Raw genomic sequence first — 23,425 nt, forward strand, 5'->3', positions numbered from 1 at the left:
CTCCTACGCCCGAGGGCGAAAAAGGTCGCGCGCCATGGCGCTTGTTCGCGAGCGCGGGCGCCTGTAGGGCGCGGTGGGTGGGACGGGTCACGATGTCAGGGAATCGCGGTTGATCAAATTCCTTTTACTCGCCGTCCTTCTCCTCCTGCTGTTCGGCGGCGGCGCGAAGGCCGTTGCCGCGGGCGGCGCTCGTTCGCTCGAAATCGCCGACAGGCTGCTCGGAGGGCGGGGTGCGCGCCGGGTGGCGGCGGGTGAGCCCTATGGCGATGGTCCGCGTCACCTTCTTGATATCTGGGCGCCTCAAGGGATCGGGGCAGACGAGCGCCTTCCGGTGGTCATCTTCTTCTACGGCGGCGGCTGGAACAAGGGCGAGCGCGAACATTATGGGTTTGCCGGCCGTGCGCTCGCCGAAGCGGGGTTCGTGACCGTCATTCCCGACTACCGGCTCGCTCCCAGGGCGCATTGGCCCGATTTCCTCCACGACAGCGCAGCGGCGGTGGCGTGGGCCGGGACGCACATCGGCAGCTTCGGGGGCGATGTCGACCGCATCGCGCTGATGGGTCATTCGGCGGGAGCTTATAATGCGGTGATGCTCGCACTCGATCCGCAGTGGCTGCGCGGCGCGGGGAGCGACCCCGCGGCCATTCGCGGCGTTGCGGGCCTCGCGGGTCCCTATGATTTTCTGCCGATGGAGAAGGGCGGCCACGCCGACCAGGCGATGGGCAAGGTCCGCCCCGCCGAAAAAACCCAGCCGATCGCCTTTGCCCGCGGCGACGCGCCTCCGCTGTGGCTCGCCACGGGCGACGAGGATGAAACGGTGCGGCCGCGCAACAGTCAAAATCTCGTCGCCGCAGTTCAGGCAGCGGGAGGGTCCGCGTGCCTTCGCATCTATCAGGGCGTCGGCCACACCGGCATTGTCATGGCACTCGCAGCGCCCTTCCGCGCGAAGGGACCGGTGCTCGCCGACGCGAGCGATTTCCTGCGCGGGGTCACCGCGCGGCGCGTCGCCCCGCCGGCGGAGGCGGCACGGTGACGATCCCCGCCATCGTCATGGCCGGCAGCCGGCCCGGCCCCGATTCGCTGCTGACCGGCAGCGGCGTGTCGACCAAGGCGCTGCTTCCAATCGCTGGCCGGCCGATGCTTGCGCATGTCGTTGGCGCGCTCCGCGCGTCGCCGCTCGTGGGGCGGATCACCATCCTCGCGCAGAACAGCGCCGAGCTCGCTGCCGAGGCGAGCCTTGAGGGCTTTGCAGACCTGTATTTCGCGGATTCCGGGCAGGGGATCAGCAGTTCGCTCGCTGCCGCGCTGCCCGAGGGCGACGCGCCGCTCCTGGTGACGACCGCCGACAATGTACTGTTGACCCCGGCGATGATCGCCGACTTCCTGGTCGGCGCCGAGGATAGCGACGTCGCGGTGGCAATGGTTGAACATAATGTGCTGCTCGCAAGCTATCCCGAATCGAAGCGCACCTGGCTCAAGTTCCGGGGCGGCTGGTGGTCGGGCGCGAACCTTTTTCGCCTGCGCGGGCGCCGCGTGCTGCCCCTTCTCGACTTCTGGGGACGGATCGAGCGCGACCGCAAGAAGGGGCTGAAGATCATCGCCGCTTTTGGTCCGGCGTTGCTGCTTGCCGTGGTGCTGCGGCTGATCACCATCCATCAGGGCGTGGCGAGGGCCGGACAGCGCTTCGGATTGACGGCGAAGGTGGTTCCGATGTCAGCGGGCGAGGCGTGCATCGACGCCGACAAACCCGCCGATATCGCGCTGATCGAGACGATCATGGCGGGGCGGGGATGAAGCCGCGTCCCAAGCTTGGCGACGGGCGCTCTTTCAGGGCGGAGGAAGAGGACAGCAGGGGTTTGGGCCGGCTCCGCATGAGCGGGATCGCGGCTCGTCAGGGCGAGGCCAGCGCCTTGTCGACCGCTGCCATCGCCAGCGCAAGTTCCTCTTCATAGGGAATTGTCGCGTCGATATCGACGATCGGCGCCCCGCCCATCGTAAGCAAGGGGACCGTCTCGACCTTGCGCGTGATCAGCGCGCGGTCGTGGTCGGGCTTGCGCGCCATGACAGTGTCGACGTCGATATGAAGGCGGATGACCAGCGTCGGGACATAGGCCGCCATTTCGGCGTAGATCGCACGCTCTTCGGCCTGGACCGCTGCAACGCGCGGGCTCGCTGCCCGGCCTGCGAGGATCGGGCCGTCGTGAAGACCTGGGACCTCTTGCTGCGGATAGCGGTCGGTGACGACGGTAATGCCGGCGCGGCGCTGCGCGACCAGTGCGTCGAACTTTGCCCGCCGCCGCTTCGACCGCCGGAGCGCGTAGCGCGCCGCGAGCAGGCCCGGGATTGGCGCCTCCGGATCGCGCAGCCTGTCGGCGATGCCGTCGAGCCAGCGGTGGAGTGGCGGACCAATGATCGGCCAGCGCCCGATCCGCCGGCCCTGCTCGCCCGACCCGAGGCCGAGGTAGCCGGCCTCGGCGCGGCGGGTCTTCCGGATATGCGCGAGCAGGTCCGCCGACAGGGTCGATTTTCCCGACCCGTCGCTGCCGACCACGGCGATCAGGGGAGCAAGCTGCTCCCCCATGCGCTCAGCTCAGTTCCTTGAAGAAGCCGATCATCTTGAGCCCGCCGATGAAGAAGCGGACGGCGACGAGCGCGGCAAAGGCATAGGCCCAATTCCACTGCGCGGGTGTCAGCGCCTCGAAACTGAAATCGAGGCGCGCAAACCAGGTCAGGAAGACCGTCGTTGCGAGGAGGAACAGCTTGTTCTGTTCGCGCCAGATCATGCGCTTCCACCAGAAGGGGTATTTCGGCTTCACCCAGCCCGTCAGACGGGGGAGAAGCGCCGGAACGTCCTTCGCCCATTCGGCATGTGCGGCGCCGAATTTTTCGCGCAGGAATTCTTCCTCATAAATCGAGATGCGCTCGTAGATCAGGATGGCGAGGAGAAAGACGATCGCGCCGAACGCCCAGCTTCCCGAGAGCATCGCGAGACCGGTGAAGTTGAGGATGCGTCCGACGTAAAGCGGGTTGCGTACCAGGCTATATGGGCCGGTCGTGTTGAGTTCGCTTGCCTCGGCGGCGACCTTGGCGCGGCCCGATGTGCCGAGCGCGGCCCAGCCGCTGGTGAAGACGCGGATGATCGCACCGGCGCTCGCAACGGCCAGCGATACCCAGAACCAGGCGCAGTCGCCGGCAGCGGATTGGAACGGTCCCCAGTCCTTTGAGCACCAGGCGATCAGCACCGAGATCGCGATGGTGATGTAGATATAGGTGCCGCGAATGAAGAAAAGGCGCTTGCCGCTGCGGGCGAGTTCTTGCTGGTACATAAAGTTCCGCCTGTTGGCCGCGATCGCGGCGTAAAAAAGTGGCGACCCCTCTACCAGAATTTGCGGCCAAAATAAGACCGTGGATGAAGGAACTTGCCATCCATTTCGCTCGCCCCCGCTATGCTGGACGTGCTGGCGGTCTTTTCTGCCGGAAGTAAGGGCAAGGCTTCGGCTTGCGCCTTGCGAGCAGCGGGTAAGGGCTCGCTCTCATCCAACAAGGCGCAGTCGCCGCGCGGTCTTGCCGAGCGAGGCGCGGTCGGCTCGGGGCAGGGCGAAGCGCAGCGAGAGCCAGCTCGCCCCTGCGGCGATGATAGCGATCAGCGGAAGCGCAAGCGGATCGGGCAGGCGGCTCGCGAGCAGTGCGATGGTGCCTGCACCAAGGGTGATTCCAAGGCCGATCGATGCGACCTTCGGGAATTGATGGTCGAAAGGATGGAGGCGCTCGCCCGTGGCGAGCTGGATCATCGGAATGCCCGCCATCACGACGAGACCGATCGACATGGCGAGGGTGACCCCGGTCAGCGCGTCCATGTGGCCGACAATCACCCAGCCCGCGCCGACCGCGACGATTACGCCGAGGATGCTCGCAGTGAGCTGGTGGCGGAAGGCGGCAACGACCTGAAGTACCGGTAGCGAAATCCCGAGCACGGCCTCGAGAGCACGCGCAAAGAGCAGGATGATGACCGCGGCCTGCGCGACATGCGCCTGTGCCCCGAACAGGCCAAGCAGTGACGAGCTGCCCGCGGCGAGCACTGCGGCGAGCGGCAAGGCGATCGCGAAGATCAGGCGTGTCGCATAGGCGTAGATGTCGGCGACCTGCGTGCGGTCGGACCGCTCGGCACTCGCCGCGAGCGGGGCAAGGACATAGACAAAGGCAATGCGAACGAGCTGGACGACACTCGAGAGCTTGCGCGCGATGGTGAAGAGTCCCGCCGCTGCCGCGCCCGCAGCGCCTGGGAGCAGCAGGTTGAGAATCAGCGCGGGGGCATCGCCGAAGAGCCGCGCGATGATGTTCGAGGGCAGAATCGAGAGACCCGCCCAAAAAGTGCTGCGCGCACTGTTGCTGGCCCACGGACCGCGCCAGAGGTCGGCGAAGCTGTAATAGCGCGCAAGCAGACGAACGCAGAGGAAGGCGGTGACGGCGAGCGAGCAGAGATGCGCGATGAACAGCCCCTTGAGGCCGAGGCCGCCGGCGAAAAAGAGGCCGGCGAAAACCAAACGCATGATCTGTTCCCACACGATGCGCAGGCGGATCTCGGCTCCGAACACCATGCGCGCGCGCATCGCCGAGGTCGCGATCTCGACAAAGGCCCAGAGCGGCAGTGCCCAGACAAAGAGCTGAATCGCGGGAACGACGAGCGGCCGGTCCTTCTCGGCGACGTTGAGCAGCGGCGCCAGATCGGCGGCGAAAGCTGCGATCAGGGCCGCGACGATCAGGCACGGGCCCACGCCGAAAATCATTGCGGTGCGCAGTGCCGCTGCAGCTTCCCCGTCGCTCGCCGATTGGGGCACCGTGCGCTGCATGGCGCTCGTCATCCCGGTGTCGAAGATATTCTCCAGAAGGTTGATTGTCGCCCAGAGCACGGCATAGAGGCCGTAGCCCGCGAGCCCGAACATCAGCACATAGAGCGGCTGCGCGACGATTTCGACCACCGCCCCCAGCCGCGCGAGCACCGTCGTGCCGAGGCCGCGCGCGACGTGGCGGCTGGTGACGGCAGGGGCGGCGGCGGCTTCTTCGCTCATCGCAGCGCCCCTAGCGACTTGCTTCCTCGCTCGCCAGCAGCTTTCGCGCTTTGAACCCCTTGTCGACTCCGTCAATCGGGTCTAGGCAGCCCGCGATTGCACAAGGGAGCCCGCGACATGGCCGAATTTCGCCTGCCCAAGAACAGCCGTATCGAGAAGAACGGCACGATCCACAAGGCCGAGGGGGCGACGAGCGTCAAGAAGTTCAAAGTTTATCGCTACAATCCCGACAGCGGCCGCAATCCGCATTTCGACACCTTCGAGATCGACACCGAAGCATGCGGTCCGATGGTGCTGGACGCGCTCATCAAGATGAAGAGCGAGCAGGATTCGACGCTGACCTTCCGCCGCTCGTGCCGCGAAGGCATCTGCGGCAGCTGCTCGATGAACATGAACGGCAAGAACGGCCTTGCCTGCACCACCGCGATCGAGGATCTGAAGGGCGATATCACGATCACTCCGCTGCCGCATATGGAAGTGATCAAGGACCTCGTTCCCGACTTTACGCATTTCTATGCGCAATATGCCTCGATCGAGCCGTGGCTGAAGACCAAGACCACGACGCCGAGCGGCAAGGAGCGACTTCAGTCGCCCGAAGAGCGCGAAAAGCTCGACGGTCTTTACGAATGCATTCTCTGCGCCTGCTGCTCGACCAGCTGCCCGAGCTATTGGTGGAACAGCGACAAGTTTCTCGGCCCGGCGATCCTGCTCCAGGCCTATCGCTGGCTCGCTGACAGTCGCGACGAATATACCGGCGAACGGCTCGACGAGCTCGAAGACCCGTTCCGCCTCTACCGCTGCCACACGATCATGAATTGCGCCAACGCCTGTCCCAAGGGGCTGAGCCCGGCGCGCGCGATTGCCGAGATCAAGAAGCTCGAGGCCGAGCGGCAGGTGTGAACGACAGTATCGAGGAACCGAAGCGCCGCGAACATTTCAGCGCGGAAGCGCTGGACGATGGCTGGGTTAGCTGGAACCTCAATGACCCCACGCGGTTCAACGCCTATCTTGAACCTTTGTCGGTCCGCGTCGAACCTCCGACCCCGGACGGCCGCGCGCGTGCCCGCGTGCGCATGCTTCCCGAGCGCAAGCACAGCAATCTCGGCGACAATGTCCATGGCGCCGTGTCGCTCGGGCTCGTCGACATTGCGCTATTCGCGGCCGCGCATCAGTTCGGGTCGCTCGATGCCGGCCATTCGGTGACGCTAGACCTTTCAACGCAGTTCGTGGGCGCCGGGCGGATCGGCGAGCCGCTCGATGCCCTTGTTGAACTGGTGCGCGAGACCGGCCGGCTCATCTTTCTGCGCGGACTGGTCGTGCAGGGCGCAAATGACGATCATATCGTCTTGAGCTTTGCGGGCACGATCCGAAAGGCGAGCCCCAAGTGACATCGGTCCTTGCGGCCTATGATGCGCTCGTTGCCGCCGGTGAACTCCAGTCCGACCCCGAACAGCGCGCCGCCGCCGAGCGATTGAACCGGCTGCAGGCGGAGCTCGAGGCATCGCCGCCGCGCGGCAGCCTGTTGCGGCGGCTTGCTGGCCGCAAGGCCGAATCCCCGCGCGGTATCTATCTCTGGGGCGCGGTCGGGCGCGGCAAGTCGATGCTGATGGATCTCTTCTATGATCAGCTCGGCATCCAGCGGAAGCGGCGCGTCCATTTTCATGCCTTCATGCAGGACGTTCACGCCCGGATGCGCGAGGCGCGAAAAAGCGAGGCGGGCGACCCGATCCCGGTCGTCGCCGCGTCGCTCGCGCAGAATGTCCGCTGCCTCGCCTTTGACGAAATGGTGGTGAACAACAGCGCCGACGCCATGATCCTCTCGCGCCTGTTCACTGCGCTGATCGGGTGCGGGGTCACGGTGGTCGCAACCTCGAACCGGCCGCCTTGCGACCTCTACAAGGACGGGCTCAACCGCGAACATTTTCTGCCTTTCATCGCGCTCATCGAGGGGCGGCTCGACATCATGGGTCTGAACGGCCCGACCGACTATCGCCGGCACCGGCTCGGCGATGGCAAGCGCTGGTTCGTCCCTGCCGACGCCGCGGCGACCGAAGCGCTCTCGGCCGCCTTCTTTCGCCTTACCGACTATCCCCCCGAGGACCGCGCCCATGTCCCATCGCTTGACCTTGACGTCGGCGGGGGACGGACGCTTCATGTGCCGAAGGCGCTGAAGGGCGTAGCGGTCTTCTCGTTCAAGCGCCTGTGCGGCGAAGCGCGCGGTGCGGCCGACTATCTCGCCGTCGCGCGGCATTTCCATGCCGTGATCCTCGTCGGCATCCCGCGCATGGGGCCTGAAAACCGGAATGAGGCCGCGCGCTTCGTCACGCTGATCGACTCTCTTTACGAATATAAGGTCAAGCTGCTTGCGAGCGCGGCGGCCGAGCCCGACGCGCTCTACGTCGCGGGCGATGGGGCCTTCGAGTTCGAACGCACCGCGAGCCGGCTTGCTGAGATGCAGTCGGATGACTATCTCGCGCTAGGCCACGGTCAGGATGATGCCGCTGATCGCGCCGCCCCAGCGTGATGAGTTGAGCGCCACATAAATGAGGCTGCGCACATAGCGCAGTTCATGGGCGACATGCCCGGCCGCCTGCTCGATCCGGCGGCGAACGGTACGCAGCATGCGGGGCTTTGCAACATGGATGCGGCCCGGCTCGGCTGGCGGCAGGGGCAGCCCGGCAAAGCCGCCGCTCATGACCCGCGGGTCTTCGGCGACCGTGCGGCACAGCGCCTCCATTCGCGCGATCGCAAGCCGGTTGGGGACGGCGCGGTCCCGGCTGAGAAGCTCGAAGCTGTGGCTGAAGGCGGAGAATTGGATCGCACCGCGCGCCGCGACATGGTCGAGCGCGTCGCGCATCTCCTCCTCCGACATCGCGCACAGCTGCGCGGGGCGAAAGCGTTCGGCGTCCTCGAGCAGGCCGCTTATGGGCACCTCGCAGACGCCGTGGTGAAAGCGCATGCCAAGGTTGTCGGGGTCGAGCGTGATCGCGCAGCCCCGCCCTACCCAGGCCGCGTTGAAGCTGCTGTCATACTGGAAGCCGAGCGCTGCGAGCGCTCGCAAAGTGTCGTCGTTCGCGCCGAAATTCCCGGCGCGAAAAGCGATGGGGCGCGGCGCGCCCGACCGGGTCAACATGTCGCTTGCGAGCCCGATCAGTCTTTTTTGCGCTGCGAGCGGAAAATCGCCGATATTGCGTCCCGTCATTCGGCCCACCGGGTTCAGCCGCGCAAACCGCAGCCATTCGGTATGAATGTGGAGCTGAACCTCATGCCCGCGGCGGATGATCGGCTGGACGATCGCTTCGACGATCTTCGGGCCGAGCACGAGGGCGGGCATCGGATCGACGAAGAACACACCCTTGAGACCGAAGCGGTCGAGCATGTCCATCTGGAAATGGATGCCGAAATCGCCGTCGCGGCAGCGGCCAAGAATCGAGCTTTCGAAATTGGCTCGCGCATCGAACCCCCGCTGGTGGAGGCCGGCCGACATTTCGGTATCGAAGCTGATGATCGCCCGCGTCATGACGCGAGCCATAGCAAGGCCGGGATAAGGGAGAGTTAAGCGCCTTTTTCCCGTTAGAAGCGCAAGGTCACATCGACGCCTGCGCTCTTCGAATCCCCCCAGGGAAGGATCTGGACGCGCGCGTTCGCCCTTGTCGTGACGAGATGTCCCGTCGCAGTGCCGATCACCGCGCCTGCGAGCACGTCACCGACCCGGTGCCGTCTCGCCTCGACGCGGCTTAATCCGACAAAGGAGGCGACGATATAGGCAGGCAATCCCGCTTCCCAGCCATAGCGATTGTGAAGAGTCGCCGCGGCAGCGAAGCTCGTCGATGCGTGGCCTGAGGGAAAGCTCTTGTTGTCACTGCCGTCCGGGCGGCGCGACGGGAAGGCTTCCTTCAGGCCCTGGGTGATCAGGATCGTGCCGCCGACGCTCCCGCCAGCCTCGAGCACGCCTTCCCAGTCGCCTTGCACAGCCGGCACGCCAAAGGCGGCGACGACCAGGGCATTTTTCGCGATCGTGCCGGCGTCGTCCCAGCCCTTCTCGCTGGCCTGGGTCGGCGCGGCAATGCTAAGCGAGAGAGCGAAAGCCAATCCGGCGGCGCTGCATCTGATCATGTTCCAGCTCCCTTCTACCGTGCGCGAGACGAAGACTTATCTTCCTCCTCCGCTAAGGCCAAGACAAAGCTCGGACCTTGTGCCATGCGCTCGTCATGCCGATGCTCCACGCTTGATAGATGGCCGATTATTGTTATTGCGAACTATTTGCAGAAAAAGGCGGATTTTCGGCCTTTTGCCTGTTGTTTCCTTAAGGGAATCGGCGTAGGGGCGTCGCCAGTCTTTGGCCGGCTCGGTGGTAATGGCCCGTGCCCCCGCCGGTCCCGTGAAGCATAGCCGGGCTTGCCAGAAGGGAGTGCCGCGCGCCATGGGACGCAAGAAGATCGCTTTGATCGGAGCCGGGAATATCGGCGGAACACTGGCGCTGCTCGCCGCGCAGAAGGAACTCGGCGACGTTGTGCTGTTCGATGTGGTCGAAGGCGTGCCGCAGGGCAAGGCGCTCGATCTGTCGCAGGTCGGTCCGATTGCCGGCTTCGACGCGAAGATCACCGGCTCGAACGATTATAAGGACATCGCCGGCGCCGACGTGATCATCGTCACCGCCGGGGTCGCCCGCAAGCCGGGGATGAGCCGCGACGACCTGCTCGGCATCAATCTCAAGGTGATGAAGGCCGTGGGTGAGGGCATCAAGGTCAACGCTCCGGACGCCTTCGTCATCTGCATCACCAACCCCCTCGATGCCATGGTCTGGGCGCTGCGCGAATTTTCAGGGCTCCCGCACAACAAGGTCGTCGGCATGGCTGGTGTGCTCGATTCGGCGCGCTTCAGCCACTTCATCGCCGACGAGTTCAACGTGTCGGTGAAGGATGTAAACACCTTCGTCCTCGGCGGCCACGGCGACACGATGGTTCCCGTCGTCCGCTACTCGACCGTCAATGGCATCCCGGTCCCCGATCTCGTGAAGATGGGCCTTTCAAGCCAGGAAAAGATCGACGCGATCGTCAAGCGCACCCGCGGCGGCGGCGGCGAGATCGTCGCGCTGCTGGGCACCGGTTCGGCCTTCTACGCGCCTGCCGCATCGGGCATCGCGATGGCGGAGGCCTATCTCGGCGACCAGAAGCGCATCCTGCCCTGCGCCGCCTATGTCGACGGCGAATATGGCGTTGAGGGTCTTTATGTCGGCGTGCCGGTCCTGATCGGTGCAAATGGCGTCGAGAAAGTCATCGAGATCGAACTTGATGAGGCTGACAAGGCGGGCCTCAAGGTCTCGGTCGATGCGGTGAAGGAACTGCTCGAGGCGTGCAAGGCGCTCGACGCCAGCCTCGCCTGATTTCTTCTCCCCGGCCCACGCCGGGGATCTCCTTGATGGACCCCGGCTTCCGCCGGGGAAATGCGAAACGGAAGCCAGACTATGTCCATTCTCATCGACAAGAATACCAAGGTCATCACGCAAGGCATGACCGGTGCAACCGGCACCTTCCACACCGAACAGGCCCTCGCCTATGGCACGCAGATGGTCGGCGGCGTGACGCCGGGCAAGGGCGGGACGACGCATATCGGCCTGCCGATGTTCGACACCGTCGCGGAAGCGAAGCATGCGACCGGTGCGAGCGCATCGGTCATCTATGTGCCGCCGCCGTTCGCCGCCGACTCGATCCTCGAGGCGATCGACGCCGAGATCGAGCTCATTGTCGCGATCACCGAGGGCATTCCTGTGCTCGACATGGTAAAGGTCAAGCGCGCTCTTTCGGGTTCGAAATCGCGCCTGATCGGCCCCAACTGCCCGGGCGTGCTGACGCCTGACGAGTGCAAGATCGGCATCATGCCGGGTTCGATCTTCAAGAAGGGCAGCGTCGGTGTCGTCTCGCGCTCCGGCACGCTGACCTATGAAGCGGTGTTCCAGACCTCGAACGTCGGGCTTGGCCAGACAACCGCCGTCGGCATCGGCGGCGACCCGGTCAATGGCACCAACTTTATCGACGTACTCGAGCTCTTCCTTGCCGACGATGAAACCAAGTCGATCATCATGATCGGCGAGATCGGCGGCGACGCCGAGGAGCAGGCGGCGCAGTTCCTGATCGACGAGGCGAAGCGCGGCCGCAAGAAGCCGATGGTCGGCTTCATCGCGGGCCGCACCGCGCCTCCGGGGCGTCGCATGGGCCACGCCGGCGCGATCGTGTCGGGCGGCAAGGGCGACGCCGAGAGCAAGATCGCCGCGATGGAGGCTGCGGGCATTACCGTGTCGGCGAGCCCGTCCGAACTCGGCACCACGCTCGCCGAAGTGCTGAAGGAACGCGTCTGAGGACCTGCGCCCGCGGGCGGCTTTGCATTGCCGGCGGGCGCGGATCCCCCTATCCTTCGCCTGCCATTCCTCCCCGAGAATGGAAACGACGATGAACCTCGAACGACAGAGCTTTGACATCGACGAGCCGCAGCCCGGTCCGAGCTGGGCGCCTAAGAACTGGCCCCTGATCGACGCCGACGATCTGACGGCCGCACTCGATCCGCAGCAGATGCAGGTTGCGGTAAAGGCTGCCGCCGCCAAGGCCGGTCAGCCGCTGTCGAACGCCGAGGTCGAGCGCGCCGCCGACGAGGCGATCCGCGCGATGATGCTGATCCGCACCTATCGTGTGCGCGGCCACCTCGCGGCAACGCTTGATCCGCTTGGTCTGTCGAAGCACGAGCTGCCCGCCGACCTCACGCCGGAGTATCACGGGTTCGTCGGCGCAGACCAGGACCGGCCGATCTTCCTCGGCGGAACGCTCGGCCTTGAAAAGGCGAGCGTGCGCGAGATCGTGGCGATCTTGCAGGCCAATTACTGCGGTCATGTCGGTCTTGAATATATGCACATCTCCGATGTCGAGGAACGGCGCTTCCTGCAGGATCGGATGGAGGGCGCCGACAAGCGCGTCGAGTTCACGCCCGAGGGCAAGCAGGCGATCCTCAAGAAGGTGATCGACGCCGAGGAGTGGGAGAAGTTTCTCGCCAAGAAATATGTCGGGACCAAGCGCTTCGGGCTCGATGGCGGCGAGGCGATGATTCCCGCAATGGAAGCCATTATCAAATATGGCGGCCAGTACGGCGTCCGCGAAATCGTATATGGCATGGCGCATCGCGGGCGGCTCAACATGCTCGCCAATGTGATGGCGAAGCCCTACCGCGTCATATTCCACGAGTTCCATGGCGGGAGCGCCAACCCCACCGACGTGGGCGGGTCGGGCGATGTCAAATATCACCTCGGCACCTCGACCGACCGCGAGTTTGACGGGATCAGCGTCCACATGTCGCTCGTCCCCAACCCCTCGCACCTCGAGGCGGTCGATCCTGTCGTGCTGGGCAAGGTGCGCGCGCAACAGGTCCACCGCGACGACCTCGGCAAGCATGAGCAGGTGCTGCCCGTGCTGATCCATGGCGACGCCGCCTTTGCCGGGCAGGGGATCGTCTGGGAATGCCTCGGCTTCTCGGGCGTGCGTGGATACAATACTGGCGGCTGCATCCATTTCATCGTCAACAACCAGATCGGCTTCACGACGAGCCCGCAATTCGCGCGCTCCTCGCCCTATCCCTCGGACGTCGCCAAGGGCGTCCAGGCGCCGATCCTTCACGTCAACGGCGACGACCCCGAGGCCGTGACATTCGCATGCAAGCTCGCGATCGATTTTCGCCAGCAGTTCAAGCGCGACATCGTCATCGACATGTGGTGCTATCGCCGCTTCGGCCACAATGAGGGCGACGAGCCGAGCTTCACCCAGCCGCTGATGTACAAGACGATCCGGCAGCATCCGCCGGTCAGCGAATTATTTGCCGCGCGCCTCGTCGACGAAGGCGTGATCGATGCCGATTTTGTCACGCGGCACCGCGCCGAATTCATCGCGCACCTCGAAGAGGAGTTCAAACTCGGCGCCGATTACAAGCCCAACAAGGCGGACTGGTTCGCTGGCCGCTGGTCGGGCCTTTATGCGCCCAAGGATGATGGCGGCAACCGCCGCAACGTCGAAACCGGGGTGACAAGCAAGCTGTTCGATGCGGTCGGCCGCGCCATCACCACCATCCCCGAGGATGTCGACGTCCATAAGACGCTCCGCCGCGTGATCGACGCGCGCGCGGAGATGTTCAAGTCGGGAGAAAATTTCGACTGGGCGACCGGCGAGGCGCTGGCGTTCGGCACGCTGCTGAGCGAGGGCTATCAGGTCCGCCTGTCGGGTCAGGATTCAGGGCGCGGTACCTTCAGCCAGCGTCACGCCGTCTGGGTCGACCAGACGACGGAGGCCAAATATGTGCCGCTGAAGACGCTCCCGCACGGCCGCTTCGAGGTGCTCGACAGCCCCTTGAGCGAATATGGCGTGCTCGGCTTCGAATATGGCTATGCGATGGCCGATCCCAAGAGCCTCGTGCTCTGGGAGGCGCAGTTTGGCGACTTTGCGAACGGCGCGCAGATCATGATCGACCAGTTCATCGCGAGCGGAGAAGCCAAATGGCTGCGCGCCAACGGCCTCGTGATGCTGTTGCCGCATGGCTATGAAGGACAGGGACCCGAGCACAGCTCGGCGCGTCTTGAACGCTTCCTTCAGCTGTGCGCGGGCGACAATATCCAGGTCTGCAACATCACGACGCCGGCCAATTACTTCCACGTACTGCGCCGCCAGATGCTCCGCGACTTCCGCAAGCCGCTGATCATCATGACGCCCAAGTCGCTGCTTCGGCACAAGCTCGCGGTCAGCAGCCGCGATGAGTTCCTCGGCGACAGCCATTTCATGCGCATCAAGTCCGACATGGCGCCGCCCGCCGACGACAAGATCCGGCGACTGGTGCTCTGCTCGGGCAAGGTCGCCTACGATTTGATGGAGGCGCGCGACAGCGCTGGCCTCGACGACGTCAGCGTGGTGCGCATCGAACAGCTCTACCCCTTCCCCGGAGAAGCGCTTGCCATCCGTCTCAAGCGGATGACAAATCTTCAGGAGGTGGTGTGGGCGCAGGAAGAACCGCGCAACAATGGGGCCTGGTTCTTCGTTGAATCGCTGATCGAGGAAAGCCTGAATGCCGCGGGTCACAAGGGGATGCGCCCGCGCTATGCCGGCCGTGCCGCCGCGGCATCGCCCGCCACGGGTCTGATGAGCCGCCATCAGACCGAGCAGGCCGCGCTCGTCGCCGATGCGCTCGACCTCAGCGTTCGCGCCGAAATCCGCCGTACCAAGAACAAAGCCTGATCTCCCGCAAGGAATGACCCCATGAGCACCGAAGTCAAAGTACCCACCCTCGGCGAAAGCGTCACCGAAGCGACGATCGGCGAATGGCTGAAGCAGCCGGGCGATGCGGTCGCGGTCGACGAGCCGATCGCGAGCCTCGAAACCGACAAGGTCGCGGTCGAGGTGCCCTCCCCGGTCGCGGGCGTGATGGGCCAGCAGGTCGCCGCGGTTGGCGACACGGTCAATGTCGGCGCGGTGATTGCGACGATCGAGGCGGGCGAGGGCAAGCCCGCCGCGGCAGCTCCATCGCCCGCTTCTGCGGCAAAGGCCGAAGCCGCCGCGCCCGCCCCCGCCGCAACGGGCGAGGCGGCCGACACTGTCCCGACCCTGTCACCGGCGGTACGGCGACTGGTGCTTGAGCATGGCCTCGATCCGAGCAAGATCAAGGGGACGGGCAAGGACGGCCGGCTGACCAAGGAGGATGTGCTCGCCGCCGCCAACGCTGCGCCCGATGCGTCCGCGGCCGCTCCGGCATCTGCCGCCGCCGCGCCGACCCCCGCTGCGAGCGGTTCCCCGGGTCGCCGCGAAGAACGCGTCAAGATGACGCGGATGCGCCAGACGATCGCCAAGCGGCTGAAGTCGGCGCAGGACACCGCCGCGATGCTGACCACCTTCAACGACTGCGACATGTCGGCGGTGATCGAGACGCGCGAGAAATATCGCGAAAGTTTCGAGAAGAAACATGGCGTTCGCCTCGGCTTCATGAGCTTTTTCACCAAGGCGGTCGCGCTTGCTGCGCACGACATTCCTGCGGTCAATGCACGCATCGACGGCGATGAGATCATCTATCATGATTATCTCGACGTGTCGGTCGCGGTCAGCGCGCCCAACGGCCTCGTCGTGCCGATCGTCCGCAATGCCGAAAGCCTGTCCTTCGCCGAGATCGAAAAGGCGATCGCTGACCTTGGCAAGCGGGCCAAGGAAGGCACGCTGACCATGGAAGATATGACGGGCGGCACCTTCACCATCTCGAACGGCGGCGTCTTCGGCGGCCTCATGTCGACGCCGATCATCAACCCGCCGCAGTCGGCAGTTCTTGGCCTCCACCGCATCGAGGACCGCCCGGTCGTCCGGAACGGCGAGATCGTGATCCGCCCGATGATGTATCTGGCACTCAGCTACGACCACCGTCTGGTCGACGGCCGCGAGGCGGTGACCTTCCTCAAGACGATCAAGGAAGCGATCGAGGATCCCACGCGGCTGCTCATCGATTTGTAAAAGACGTCGCCCCGGCAAAGCCGGGGCCGCTACCCGCTGGCGCCGCCGTCGACGCCAGCGATCCCGGCGCCGCCGGGATGACGAATGGAGTTGATAATGGCTGATTACGACTACGACGTCCTTGTCATCGGTGCCGGCCCGGGTGGCTATGTCGCGGCGATTCGCGCGGCGCAGCTGGGGCTCAAGACCGCTTGTGCCGAAGGGCGCGAGACACTGGGGGGCACCTGCCTCAACGTCGGCTGCATCCCGTCGAAGGCGATGCTGCATGCGTCGGAATATTTTGAAGCCGCAGCCGGCGGCGCGATGGAGAAAATGGGGATCAAGGTGAAGCCCCAGCTCGACCTCGACGCGATGCACGGCCAGCGCAAGGATGCAGTGAAGGGCCTGACTGGCGGCATCGAGTTCCTCTTCAAGAAGAATAAGGTCGACTGGCTTAAGGGCTATGCCAAGTTCACATCGAACGACACCGTCGAAGTGGCGGGCAGGGCCGTGAGCGCGAAGAATATCATCATCGCGACCGGCTCGTCGGTCACGCCGCTCCCGGGCGTCGACGTCGACAATGCAAAGGGCACAATCGTCGATTCGACCGGTGCACTCGAACTGGCGAAGGTTCCTGGGCATATGGTCGTGATTGGCGGCGGCGTGATCGGGCTCGAACTCGGCAGCGTCTGGCGCCGTCTCGGCGCCAAGGTCACCTGCGTCGAATTCCTCGACCAGATCCTGCCCGGCATGGACGGCGACGTTCGCAAGGAAGCGAACAAGATTTTCAAGAAGCAGGGCATTGAGTTCAAGCTCAAGACCAAGGTCACGAAGGCCGAGGTCAAGGGCAAAAAAGCCGTGCTGACACTCGAACCCGCGGCCGGCGGCGAGGCGGAAACGCTCGAAGCCGATGTCGTCCTCGTGTCGATCGGGCGCCGTGCGAACACCGACGGGCTTGGCCTCGACAAGGCAGGGCTCGAAGTCAACAAGCGCGGCCAGATAGAAATCGACCATGAATTCCGCACCGCGGTCAGCGGCATCTGGGCGATCGGCGATGTCGTTCCAGGTCCGATGCTCGCGCACAAGGCCGAAGACGAGGGCATTGCCTGCGCCGAGAATATCGCGGGGCAGACCGGCATCGTGAACCACGATGTCATCCCGTCGGTCGTCTACACCTGGCCCGAAATCGCGGGCGTCGGGCTCACCGAGGAAGCGGCGAAGGAAAAAGGCGAGGTCAAGATCGGAAAATTCCCGATGCTCGCCAACAGCCGCGCCAAGACCAACCATGAACCCGACGGGTTTGTGAAGATTATTGCCGATGCAAAGAGCGATCGTGTGCTCGGCGTCTGGTGCATCGCGAGCGTTGCCGGCACGATGATCGCGCAGGCCGCGCAGGCGATGGAATTTGGTGCGACCAGCGAGGATATCGCCTACACCTGTCATGCGCATCCGACGCATAGCGAGGCAATCAAGGAAGCCGCGATGGCGGTGACGGGAAAACCGATCCACATCTGACGGCAGGCACAGGGGGAACAGATTATGGCGAAGCGCGGACTTTGGTGGGCGGCTTCGCTGGCCCTTTCGCTGGCGGCAACAAGCGCACAGGCGGCGCCCGACGTTGGGGCCGCCCATGCGCGGCTGTCGGCGCTTCTCGACGAGAAGTACCCTGCGCTCGAGGCGATCTACAAGGATCTCCACCGTCACCCCGAACTTGCCATGCAGGAGGTGCGCACCGCCGGGATTCTGGCGCAGCAGCTGCGCAAGGCGGGCTTTGCCGTGACCGAGAAGGTCGGCGGCACAGGCGTGGTCGGCGTGCTCAGAAATGGCGATGGCCCGACCATCCTCGTGCGCGCCGACATGGACGGTCTGCCCATGGAGGAGAAGACCGGCCTCGCCTGGGCGAGCAAGGCGCGCGCGACCTATGAGGGCAAGGATGTGCCCGTGATGCACGCCTGCGGCCATGACACCCACGTCGCTTATCTGGTGGGCGTCGCCGAGGCGCTGTCGGCGATGCGCGACAGCTGGTCGGGCACCATCGTCTTGATCGGCCAGCCTGCCGAAGAAACGCTGAAGGGCGCGCGGGCGATGCTCGACGATGGGCTGCTCAAGCGCTTTCCAAAGCCTGACTTCGGCTTCGCCGCGCATGTGAGCAACCTTCCCTCGGGCGTTGTGGCGGTCAAGGCGGGACCGTCCTCGTCGGCATCGGACAGCTATTCGATTGTCTTCCATGGCCGCGGCGGCCACGGGTCGATGCCCGCGGCGACGATCGACCCGATTCCGATTGCCGCGCGCTTCGTGACCGATGCGCAGCTGCTCATCAGCCGCGAGACGGATCCTGCGGCGTTTGGCGTTCTGACGGTCGGCGCGATCCACGCGGGCAGCGCTCCCAACATCATCCCGGACAGCGCCGAAGTGAAGGTCAATCTTCGCTCGCAGTCACCCGAGATACGCGAGCATTTGCGCACCGGAACCGCGCGCGTTGCCAAAGCTGCAGCGGCGATGGGCAATGCTCCTGAACCCACGATCACCTATCTTGGCGGCACCGGCGCGCTGACGAACGATGAGGCGATGGCGTCGGCGGCCGCCGCGCTGCTCGGGTCCGTGTTCGGCAAGGGGCTGGTCTTCGCACCCGCGAGCGCGGCGCCGCTATCGGGCAGCGAGGATTATTCGGAATTTGTCGAGGCGGGCGTGCCCTCGGTGTTTTTCGGCATCGGCGGCTATGACCCCGCGCTGCTTGCGGAGCTCAAGGCCAAAGGCGAGGCCGCGCCCACCAATCATTCCCCCTTCTTCGCGCCGCAGGCCGAGCCTGCGATCCGCAACGCGATAACCGCCATCACGCTATCGATCATCGGCGGCGTGCGCCCGGCGGCGGAATAGCGGCGGAGATGCCCGGCGTCGACAAAGCGCTGATCATCTGGCTGCTCGATCTGGTCGGCATCGGCGTTTTTGCGCTTTCGGGTGCCCTCATGGCGGTGCGGCTGCGGCAGACGCTGGTCACCGCGAGCTTTTTTGCCCTCGTCACCGGGGTCGGGGGTGGCAGCGTGCGCGACTTGCTCATCGGCGCGCCGGTGTTCTGGGTACATGACGGCGCGATCGCGGCGATGTGCATTGCGATCGCGGTCGTCGTCTGGGTGACGCCTGAGCGCTGGTGGCGCGGGCAATTGCTTGAATGGGCCGACGCTGTCGGTCTTGCAGGCTATGCGGTGTTCGGCACCGCCAAGGCGATCGCCTGGGGCGTGCCCCCTGCGCCCGCCTTGCTGATGGGCGTGATTACCGGCTGCGTCGGGGGAACGATCCGCGACGTGCTCGCGGGCGTGCCCTCGATCATCATGCGGCCCGAAGTCTATGTCACGGCCGCGGCGCTCGCGTCGGGGCTTTTCCTGCTGCTGGAGTGGCTCGGAACCGGAACCGCCGTCGCGGCGATTGTGGGTGCACTCGCCGGTTTTTCACTGCGCGGCGCGGCGATCCATTGGTCGTTGGGACTCCCGGCCTATCGCGGGGCGAAAAGCGGATAGGCTTGCCAAATCGCGAATCTGTGGCAGGTTCGCCTTATGAACAATGATGTCAGCGCGATCGCCCACCGGGTGCGCGGCCAGGCCGAGGCCCTTCCCGATCTTTTCGGGCGCTTCGATTTCGACAGAGCTCCCGAACGCTGGGCCCCCGAAGCCGAAGCGGTTAGCGAACTCGGCCGGGTTCGAGGAGCCAAGCGGGCGGCCTATCTTGAGGATCCGGAGCTCCTCGCGCGCATCCGCGAATATACGATGCTCGGCGACCGCACCGGTGACGCTTATGCCGCCCTGATGCCGCGCTATGGCTTTCAGCGCACCGTCGCGATGCTGGTCGAGGCCTGCGACAGCGGGGTCGAGGCCGTTGAGGATGCGCCGGCTGAACTGGTGGCGCTCATCCGGGAAATGGAGCAAAGACCCGCATGGCTCGATATGGATCTTGTCGAGGAGGGCGCGGCCTATGAGCGTAATGCGACCGCAAATCTTTCCCCCTTCCTGATCCGAGGGGCGTTTATCGCGACTTTCCTCAACAAATATTCGGCGCTGCCGATGGCGCTCACGGGCACGCTCGGCCACGCAACCGCGGCGCGCCGGGTCAAGGAGACCGCGACCTTCTTTGCAACGACCGCGCTGCCCGGAGCGCTCGAACGCTTCGGACCTGGCTTCAAGGCTGCCGCGATGGTGCGGCTGATGCACGCGATGGTGCGCGTCAACGTCCTCTCGCGGCCAGGCATGTGGGACGCCAAGACCTACGGCGTGCCCATACCGCAGCTCGACCAGATGCCGGCGGGGCTCATTCCCGTCTATTTCCTCGCGCAGGAGGTGATGGCAAAGGGGCGCACCCGCTTCACCCGGCTCGAGCGCGCGCGGGTCGAGCTTGCGCGCTATCGCTGCTATCTCCTCGGCCTGCCCGAGGATCTGCTCGCCGACACGCCGCAGGAAATTGTGCGCATCTGGCGCACGCGCAGCGCAACATTGCGCTACGAATATGATGACCGCATCTGCGGCGGCCTGCTGCGCGCGACGATGGAGGCGGAGCTGTCGGCTGACCTTTCGCCCAAGGGGCGCATCAAGCGGCGGCTCGAACGTTCGGTCAGTCGCGTCTTTTTCGTGAAGGCCTTTCTGAGCGGGGACGAGGAGCGCGCCGCAGAGGTGGGCGTGCCGGTCTCGCGGCGGGACCATCTGATCTACGGCGCGACGATGCTTGCCGTCGCGGGGCGCATGGCGGCCTACCGCGCCGCATCGCGCTTGCCGGGCCTTCGCCGCCTTGCCGACCGGCGGCTCGTGCGCCGGATCGAGCGTCAGCTAGCAGGTTATGGACGCGCCGAATTCACCAGCGATTCCGCCCGCTATCGCCCCGCAATCGCCAGCTGACGGATATGCACATATGACGAGCGATCAGACGAACGCTAACGGCCTTTCGATCGCCTTTGAGGACAAGGGACCGCGTGACGCGCCGGCGATCCTGTTGGTAATGGGGCTTGGCGGACAATTGACGCTCTGGCCGGACGAATTCGTCGAAGCGCTGAACGCGCACGGGTTCCGGACCATTCGCTACGACAATCGGGACGTCGGCCTGTCGACGCGCTTTGAGGCGGCGGGGGTGCCGAACCTCAAATGGATGTTCGTCAAGGCGGCGCTGGGTCTGTCGGTGCGCCCGGCCTATACGCTCGCCGAGATGGCGGCCGATGGCGTGGCGCTGCTCGACCAGCTCGGTGTCGAGCGCGCCCATATTGTCGGGGCGTCGATGGGCGGAATGATCGCCCAGCATATCGCCGCGCTTTATCCCGCGCGCGTGCTTTCACTCACCTCGATCATGTCGACGACGGGCAACCGCCGCCTGCCACGCGCCCGAAAGGAAGCGATGCGGATGCTTGCGAACCGGCCAATGGGCGGCGACCCCGAGGAGATGATTGCCTATTCGGTTCGTGCAGCGCAGCTGATCGGCAGCCCCGGTTATCCGCCCGATGAAGCGCGGCTGCAGCGCCGGGTACGCGCCGATTATGAGCGCGGCTTTTATCCCCAGGGCGTCGCGCGCCAGATGGCGGCGATCATTGCCGACGGCGACCGGCGCTCTATGCTGAAGACGATCAGGACGCCTACGCTCGTCATCCACGGTGAAGATGATCCGCTCGTGCCCCTCGCTGGCGGGCGTGACACCGCTGCCAGCATCGCCGGTTCGCGGCTGATGACGATTCCGGGAATGGGGCACGATCTGCCGCTTGCCCTCGTCGACAGATTGACGGGCGCGATCGCGCAGCATGCGAAGGACGCTCTCGTCGCCGCCTGACCGCCGTCAGGCTGCGAGCGGGGGCCTTCATCATTTCAGCAGAAGCGCAAGCCTCGCCAGAAAGCCACTGGTTGCGGCACTTTGCGCGCGGGGGAGGGAAGGCAGGTAGGCGCGGCAGTCCAGACACGCAGCCTGCACCGACCCCGCCTCGGTCAGCAGCGCGAGGTCCTCAGCGAGCCGCCGCTCGGTGAGCTGGCGCTTCATCGCCGCAATGCCGAACCAGCCGCGCGGCGCAGTGGCCGCCTCATCCTGCTCAGCGCCGAACAGTCCCGCGAGCATCTTTGAAAATTCGCTCGGTTCGTCTTCAAAATATTTGGCGTGGTAATCGCCGTCGACCTTGGCGATCTTCGCAGCCGCCGCGAGCGCGTCGGCGAGACCGCCGAACTGGTCGATGAGGCCGAGTTGGCGCGCGGTGCCGCCCGCCCACACGCGGCCTTCGGCAATGGTCTTTATCGTCTCCACCGGCTGCCTGCGGCTCTTGGCGACGAGCCCGGTGAAGCGCGCGTAGATATCCTCGACACTCGCCTGTGCGAGCTGGTTGAACGCGTCATTCACGCCGCCGAGCAGATCCGGCTGACCCGACAGCGGCGTCGTCGCGATGCCGTCAGCGGTGATGCCGATCTTGGCGAGCGCCTGGTCAAAGCTCGGGAGGATGCCGAAAACGCCGATCGAACCGGTGATCGTGTCAGGCTCGGCGAAAATGCGGTCGGCAGGGGTTGCCACCCAATAGCCACCCGATGCCGCGACATTCGCCATCGAGACGACGATCGGCTTTTTCTTGGCCTTTGCAGCGAGCAGCGCCTGGCGGATTTCTTCCGAAGCGAGCACCGATCCCCCGGGGGAGTCGACCCGCAGGACGATCGCCTTGACCTTTTCGTCGGTCGCGGCGTCGAGGACATGCTGCGCAATCGTCTCGCCGCCTGCTGTGCCGTTCGAGGCCTCGCCATCGACGATTTCGCCGATCACCGGGACGACAGCGATTGCGGCGCCCTTCGTTTCGGGAGGGTTGGCGGCGACCCAATTGTCGAGCGGGATCGCATTATAGTCCCAGGGCCGGCTGTCGTCATAGGCGCCGCTGATTTCAGCGATGCGCCTCTGGAATGCCATCCGGCTGCCGATCCTGTCGACCAGTCCCGCGTCGAGCGACGCTTTCGAAAGGTCATTCCCGGCGGCTTTGACGAGGCTAGGCGTGTCGGCGATAAAGAGGTCGATCTTCGCCGCCGGCCGCGCCCTTTTGACGTCGCTTCTCCATTTGTCCCACAGCACCGAGGCGTAGGCAAGGTCGGCCTCTTTCGCCTCGGGTGACTGGTCGGTGCGTAAAAAGGGTTCGACGGCGCTCTTGAAGGTGCCCACGCGGTAGATGTGCGCGGTGATGCCGAGCCGGTCCATCAGTCCCTTGTAATAAAGGTGCGAGCCGCCCGGTCCCGCGAGGGCGACGCCGCCGATCGGGTCGGACCAGATTTCGCTCGCATGCGAGGCAATCTGATAGCTGTCAGTGGTGTAGGCTGTCGCGAAGGCGAGCACAGGCTTTTTCGTCGCGCGGACCTTGTCGATCGCAGCGCCAATTTCGGCGAGCGAGACCTGGCCGCCGCCAAGAAAGCGGTCGAGGTCGAGCACCACCGACGTCACTCGCTTGTCCTCAGCGGCGCTCTCGAGCGCGTGCACGACGTCGCGAACGCGATATTCCTTGAAATCCTGTCCGCCAGACAGCGCCGCAAAGGGGTCGATTTCCGCCGGCTGTTCGGTGACGATGCCGTCAAGCTCCAGGAGCAGCGCGCCCTCGCGAACCGGGAGCGCCGCGTTGGGGCGGCTCGAGAGCAGACCGAAGAGGAGCGCGAAGAACATGAGGAGGAATATGAGCGCGAGCCCGTCCTTGATCGCGACGAGGAGATGCCAGACCTTGCGCGGGAAACTTGTGGTCGATTGGGGCGCGTCGTCGCCTGGCAGCGGGCGGCGGACGGGGATGGCCCACGGGCCTTGGGGACTATTGGGCGGCGTGACGGTGCTGTCGGTCATGCCCCAGACCTAGTGACGGTGCCCATCCTTGGCAATGCACGCTTC

Annotated in this window: 20 protein-coding genes; 14 read left to right on the top strand and 6 right to left on the bottom strand. The window is 65.1% G+C overall.

Translation table 11 applies throughout. The features are described 5' to 3' along the window. The first annotated feature begins 109 nt into the window (after nt 1–109). Both B5X69_RS12270 and B5X69_RS12275 read left to right on the top strand, forming a co-directional pair. Complete coding sequence (locus B5X69_RS12270; protein ID WP_079638997.1) at nt 110–1,033, top strand: alpha/beta hydrolase; 924 nt, start codon at nt 110–112, stop codon at nt 1,031–1,033. Nucleotides 1,034–1,050: 17 nt separating this feature from the next. After that, a complete protein-coding gene (locus tag B5X69_RS12275; RefSeq protein WP_079638998.1) occupies nt 1,051–1,794 on the top strand; it encodes a nucleotidyltransferase family protein in 744 nt (247 codons plus the stop codon). Between the two features lie 97 nt (nt 1,795–1,891). On the opposite strand, the gene B5X69_RS12280 is transcribed toward B5X69_RS12275, so the two are convergent. From B5X69_RS12280 to B5X69_RS12290, 3 genes are all read right to left on the bottom strand, one after another. After that, complete coding sequence (locus B5X69_RS12280) at nt 1,892–2,581, bottom strand: nucleoside/nucleotide kinase family protein (protein ID WP_079638999.1); 690 nt, start codon at nt 2,579–2,581, stop codon at nt 1,892–1,894. Nucleotides 2,582–2,585: 4 nt separating this feature from the next. After that, nucleotides 2,586–3,326: a methyltransferase family protein gene (locus B5X69_RS12285; protein WP_079639000.1), complete on the bottom strand. Its 741-nt coding sequence runs from the start codon at nt 3,324–3,326 to the stop codon at nt 2,586–2,588. A gap of 207 nt (nt 3,327–3,533) precedes the next feature. After that, nucleotides 3,534–5,069: a lipopolysaccharide biosynthesis protein gene (locus B5X69_RS12290; protein WP_079639001.1), complete on the bottom strand. Its 1,536-nt coding sequence runs from the start codon at nt 5,067–5,069 to the stop codon at nt 3,534–3,536. A 117-nt stretch (nt 5,070–5,186) separates the two neighbouring features. Between B5X69_RS12290 and B5X69_RS12295 the strand changes: the two genes are divergently transcribed. From B5X69_RS12295 to zapE, 3 genes are read left to right on the top strand one after another with little or no spacing between them, the layout of a single operon-like run. Beyond that, on the top strand, nt 5,187–5,969 hold the full coding sequence (locus B5X69_RS12295) for a succinate dehydrogenase iron-sulfur subunit (RefSeq protein WP_079639002.1): 783 nt from the start codon (nt 5,187–5,189) through the stop codon (nt 5,967–5,969). After that, entirely contained in the window at nt 5,966–6,457 is a 492-nt protein-coding gene (locus tag B5X69_RS12300) for a PaaI family thioesterase (protein WP_079639003.1), read from the top strand. The genes B5X69_RS12295 and B5X69_RS12300 overlap by 4 nt, the downstream gene beginning before the upstream one ends. Further along, nucleotides 6,454–7,593: a cell division protein ZapE gene (gene zapE / locus B5X69_RS12305; protein WP_079639004.1), complete on the top strand. Its 1,140-nt coding sequence runs from the start codon at nt 6,454–6,456 to the stop codon at nt 7,591–7,593. The genes B5X69_RS12300 and zapE overlap by 4 nt, the downstream gene beginning before the upstream one ends. On the opposite strand, the gene B5X69_RS12310 is transcribed toward zapE, so the two are convergent. Both B5X69_RS12310 and B5X69_RS12315 read right to left on the bottom strand, forming a co-directional pair. Next, entirely contained in the window at nt 7,546–8,589 is a 1,044-nt protein-coding gene (locus B5X69_RS12310; protein WP_079639086.1) for a polysaccharide deacetylase family protein, read from the bottom strand. The two genes, zapE and B5X69_RS12310, sit on opposite strands and share 48 nt — an antisense overlap. Nucleotides 8,590–8,642: 53 nt before the next feature. Then, nucleotides 8,643–9,185, bottom strand: coding sequence for a phosphatase PAP2 family protein (locus tag B5X69_RS12315; RefSeq protein WP_079639005.1), 543 nt, complete (start codon nt 9,183–9,185; stop codon nt 8,643–8,645). Between the two features lie 307 nt (nt 9,186–9,492). Here B5X69_RS12315 and mdh point away from each other — a divergent pair, with 307 nt between their 5' ends. The 9 genes from mdh (at nt 9,493) to B5X69_RS12360 (ending at nt 21,364) form a co-directional block, all read left to right on the top strand. Next, entirely contained in the window at nt 9,493–10,455 is a 963-nt protein-coding gene (gene mdh, locus B5X69_RS12320) for a malate dehydrogenase (RefSeq protein ID WP_079639006.1), read from the top strand. Between the two features lie 81 nt (nt 10,456–10,536). Beyond that, entirely contained in the window at nt 10,537–11,427 is an 891-nt protein-coding gene (gene sucD, locus B5X69_RS12325) for a succinate--CoA ligase subunit alpha (RefSeq protein ID WP_079639007.1), read from the top strand. A gap of 91 nt (nt 11,428–11,518) precedes the next feature. After that, nucleotides 11,519–14,332, top strand: a complete 2,814-nt coding sequence (locus B5X69_RS12330; RefSeq protein WP_079639087.1) for a 2-oxoglutarate dehydrogenase E1 component — start codon at nt 11,519–11,521, stop codon at nt 14,330–14,332. A 21-nt stretch (nt 14,333–14,353) separates the two neighbouring features. Next, a complete protein-coding gene (odhB, locus tag B5X69_RS12335; protein WP_079639008.1) occupies nt 14,354–15,589 on the top strand; it encodes a 2-oxoglutarate dehydrogenase complex dihydrolipoyllysine-residue succinyltransferase in 1,236 nt (411 codons plus the stop codon). 96 nt (nt 15,590–15,685) lie between these two features. Then, the gene (lpdA, locus tag B5X69_RS12340; protein ID WP_079639009.1) at nt 15,686–17,083 is read left to right on the top strand and encodes a dihydrolipoyl dehydrogenase; all 1,398 of its coding nucleotides are present in this window, start codon (nt 15,686–15,688) and stop codon (nt 17,081–17,083) included. Between the two features lie 24 nt (nt 17,084–17,107). Continuing rightward, nucleotides 17,108–18,445: an amidohydrolase gene (locus tag B5X69_RS12345; RefSeq protein WP_079639010.1), complete on the top strand. Its 1,338-nt coding sequence runs from the start codon at nt 17,108–17,110 to the stop codon at nt 18,443–18,445. Between the two features lie 8 nt (nt 18,446–18,453). Beyond that, on the top strand, nt 18,454–19,083 hold the full coding sequence (locus B5X69_RS12350; protein WP_139375772.1) for a trimeric intracellular cation channel family protein: 630 nt from the start codon (nt 18,454–18,456) through the stop codon (nt 19,081–19,083). Nucleotides 19,084–19,119: 36 nt separating this feature from the next. After that, the gene (locus B5X69_RS12355) at nt 19,120–20,448 is read left to right on the top strand and encodes an oxygenase MpaB family protein (RefSeq protein ID WP_079639012.1); all 1,329 of its coding nucleotides are present in this window, start codon (nt 19,120–19,122) and stop codon (nt 20,446–20,448) included. A gap of 13 nt (nt 20,449–20,461) precedes the next feature. After that, the gene (locus B5X69_RS12360; protein ID WP_079639013.1) at nt 20,462–21,364 is read left to right on the top strand and encodes an alpha/beta fold hydrolase; all 903 of its coding nucleotides are present in this window, start codon (nt 20,462–20,464) and stop codon (nt 21,362–21,364) included. Between the two features lie 30 nt (nt 21,365–21,394). Here B5X69_RS12360 and sppA read toward each other — a convergent pair whose 3' ends face one another. Then, nucleotides 21,395–23,380, bottom strand: coding sequence for a signal peptide peptidase SppA (gene sppA, locus B5X69_RS12365; protein ID WP_079639014.1), 1,986 nt, complete (start codon nt 23,378–23,380; stop codon nt 21,395–21,397). Nucleotides 23,381–23,425 lie beyond the last annotated feature (45 nt).

This window comes from Sphingopyxis flava, assembly GCF_900168005.1.
GTDB classification, from domain to species: Bacteria; Pseudomonadota; Alphaproteobacteria; order Sphingomonadales; family Sphingomonadaceae; genus Sphingopyxis; species Sphingopyxis flava.

What these genes read in the sequence shown, in the direction of transcription:
- B5X69_RS12275 (WP_079638998.1), top strand. Translation starts at nt 1,051, where the DNA reads ATGGCCGGCAGCCGGCCCGGCCCCGATTCGCTGCTGACCGGCAGCGGC.
- B5X69_RS12280 (WP_079638999.1), bottom strand. Translation starts at nt 2,581, where the DNA reads ATGGGGGAGCAGCTTGCTCCCCTGATCGCCGTGGTCGGCAGCGACGGG.
- B5X69_RS12285 (WP_079639000.1), bottom strand. Translation starts at nt 3,326, where the DNA reads ATGTACCAGCAAGAACTCGCCCGCAGCGGCAAGCGCCTTTTCTTCATT.
- B5X69_RS12290 (WP_079639001.1), bottom strand. Translation starts at nt 5,069, where the DNA reads ATGAGCGAAGAAGCCGCCGCCGCCCCTGCCGTCACCAGCCGCCACGTC.
- B5X69_RS12295 (WP_079639002.1), top strand. Translation starts at nt 5,187, where the DNA reads ATGGCCGAATTTCGCCTGCCCAAGAACAGCCGTATCGAGAAGAACGGC.
- B5X69_RS12310 (WP_079639086.1), bottom strand. Translation starts at nt 8,589, where the DNA reads ATGACGCGGGCGATCATCAGCTTCGATACCGAAATGTCGGCCGGCCTC.
- B5X69_RS12315 (WP_079639005.1), bottom strand. Translation starts at nt 9,185, where the DNA reads ATGATCAGATGCAGCGCCGCCGGATTGGCTTTCGCTCTCTCGCTTAGC.
- mdh (WP_079639006.1), top strand. Translation starts at nt 9,493, where the DNA reads ATGGGACGCAAGAAGATCGCTTTGATCGGAGCCGGGAATATCGGCGGA.
- sucD (WP_079639007.1), top strand. Translation starts at nt 10,537, where the DNA reads ATGTCCATTCTCATCGACAAGAATACCAAGGTCATCACGCAAGGCATG.
- B5X69_RS12330 (WP_079639087.1), top strand. Translation starts at nt 11,519, where the DNA reads ATGAACCTCGAACGACAGAGCTTTGACATCGACGAGCCGCAGCCCGGT.
- odhB (WP_079639008.1), top strand. Translation starts at nt 14,354, where the DNA reads ATGAGCACCGAAGTCAAAGTACCCACCCTCGGCGAAAGCGTCACCGAA.
- lpdA (WP_079639009.1), top strand. Translation starts at nt 15,686, where the DNA reads ATGGCTGATTACGACTACGACGTCCTTGTCATCGGTGCCGGCCCGGGT.
- B5X69_RS12345 (WP_079639010.1), top strand. Translation starts at nt 17,108, where the DNA reads ATGGCGAAGCGCGGACTTTGGTGGGCGGCTTCGCTGGCCCTTTCGCTG.
- B5X69_RS12350 (WP_139375772.1), top strand. Translation starts at nt 18,454, where the DNA reads ATGCCCGGCGTCGACAAAGCGCTGATCATCTGGCTGCTCGATCTGGTC.
- B5X69_RS12355 (WP_079639012.1), top strand. Translation starts at nt 19,120, where the DNA reads ATGAACAATGATGTCAGCGCGATCGCCCACCGGGTGCGCGGCCAGGCC.
- B5X69_RS12360 (WP_079639013.1), top strand. Translation starts at nt 20,462, where the DNA reads ATGACGAGCGATCAGACGAACGCTAACGGCCTTTCGATCGCCTTTGAG.
- sppA (WP_079639014.1), bottom strand. Translation starts at nt 23,380, where the DNA reads ATGACCGACAGCACCGTCACGCCGCCCAATAGTCCCCAAGGCCCGTGG.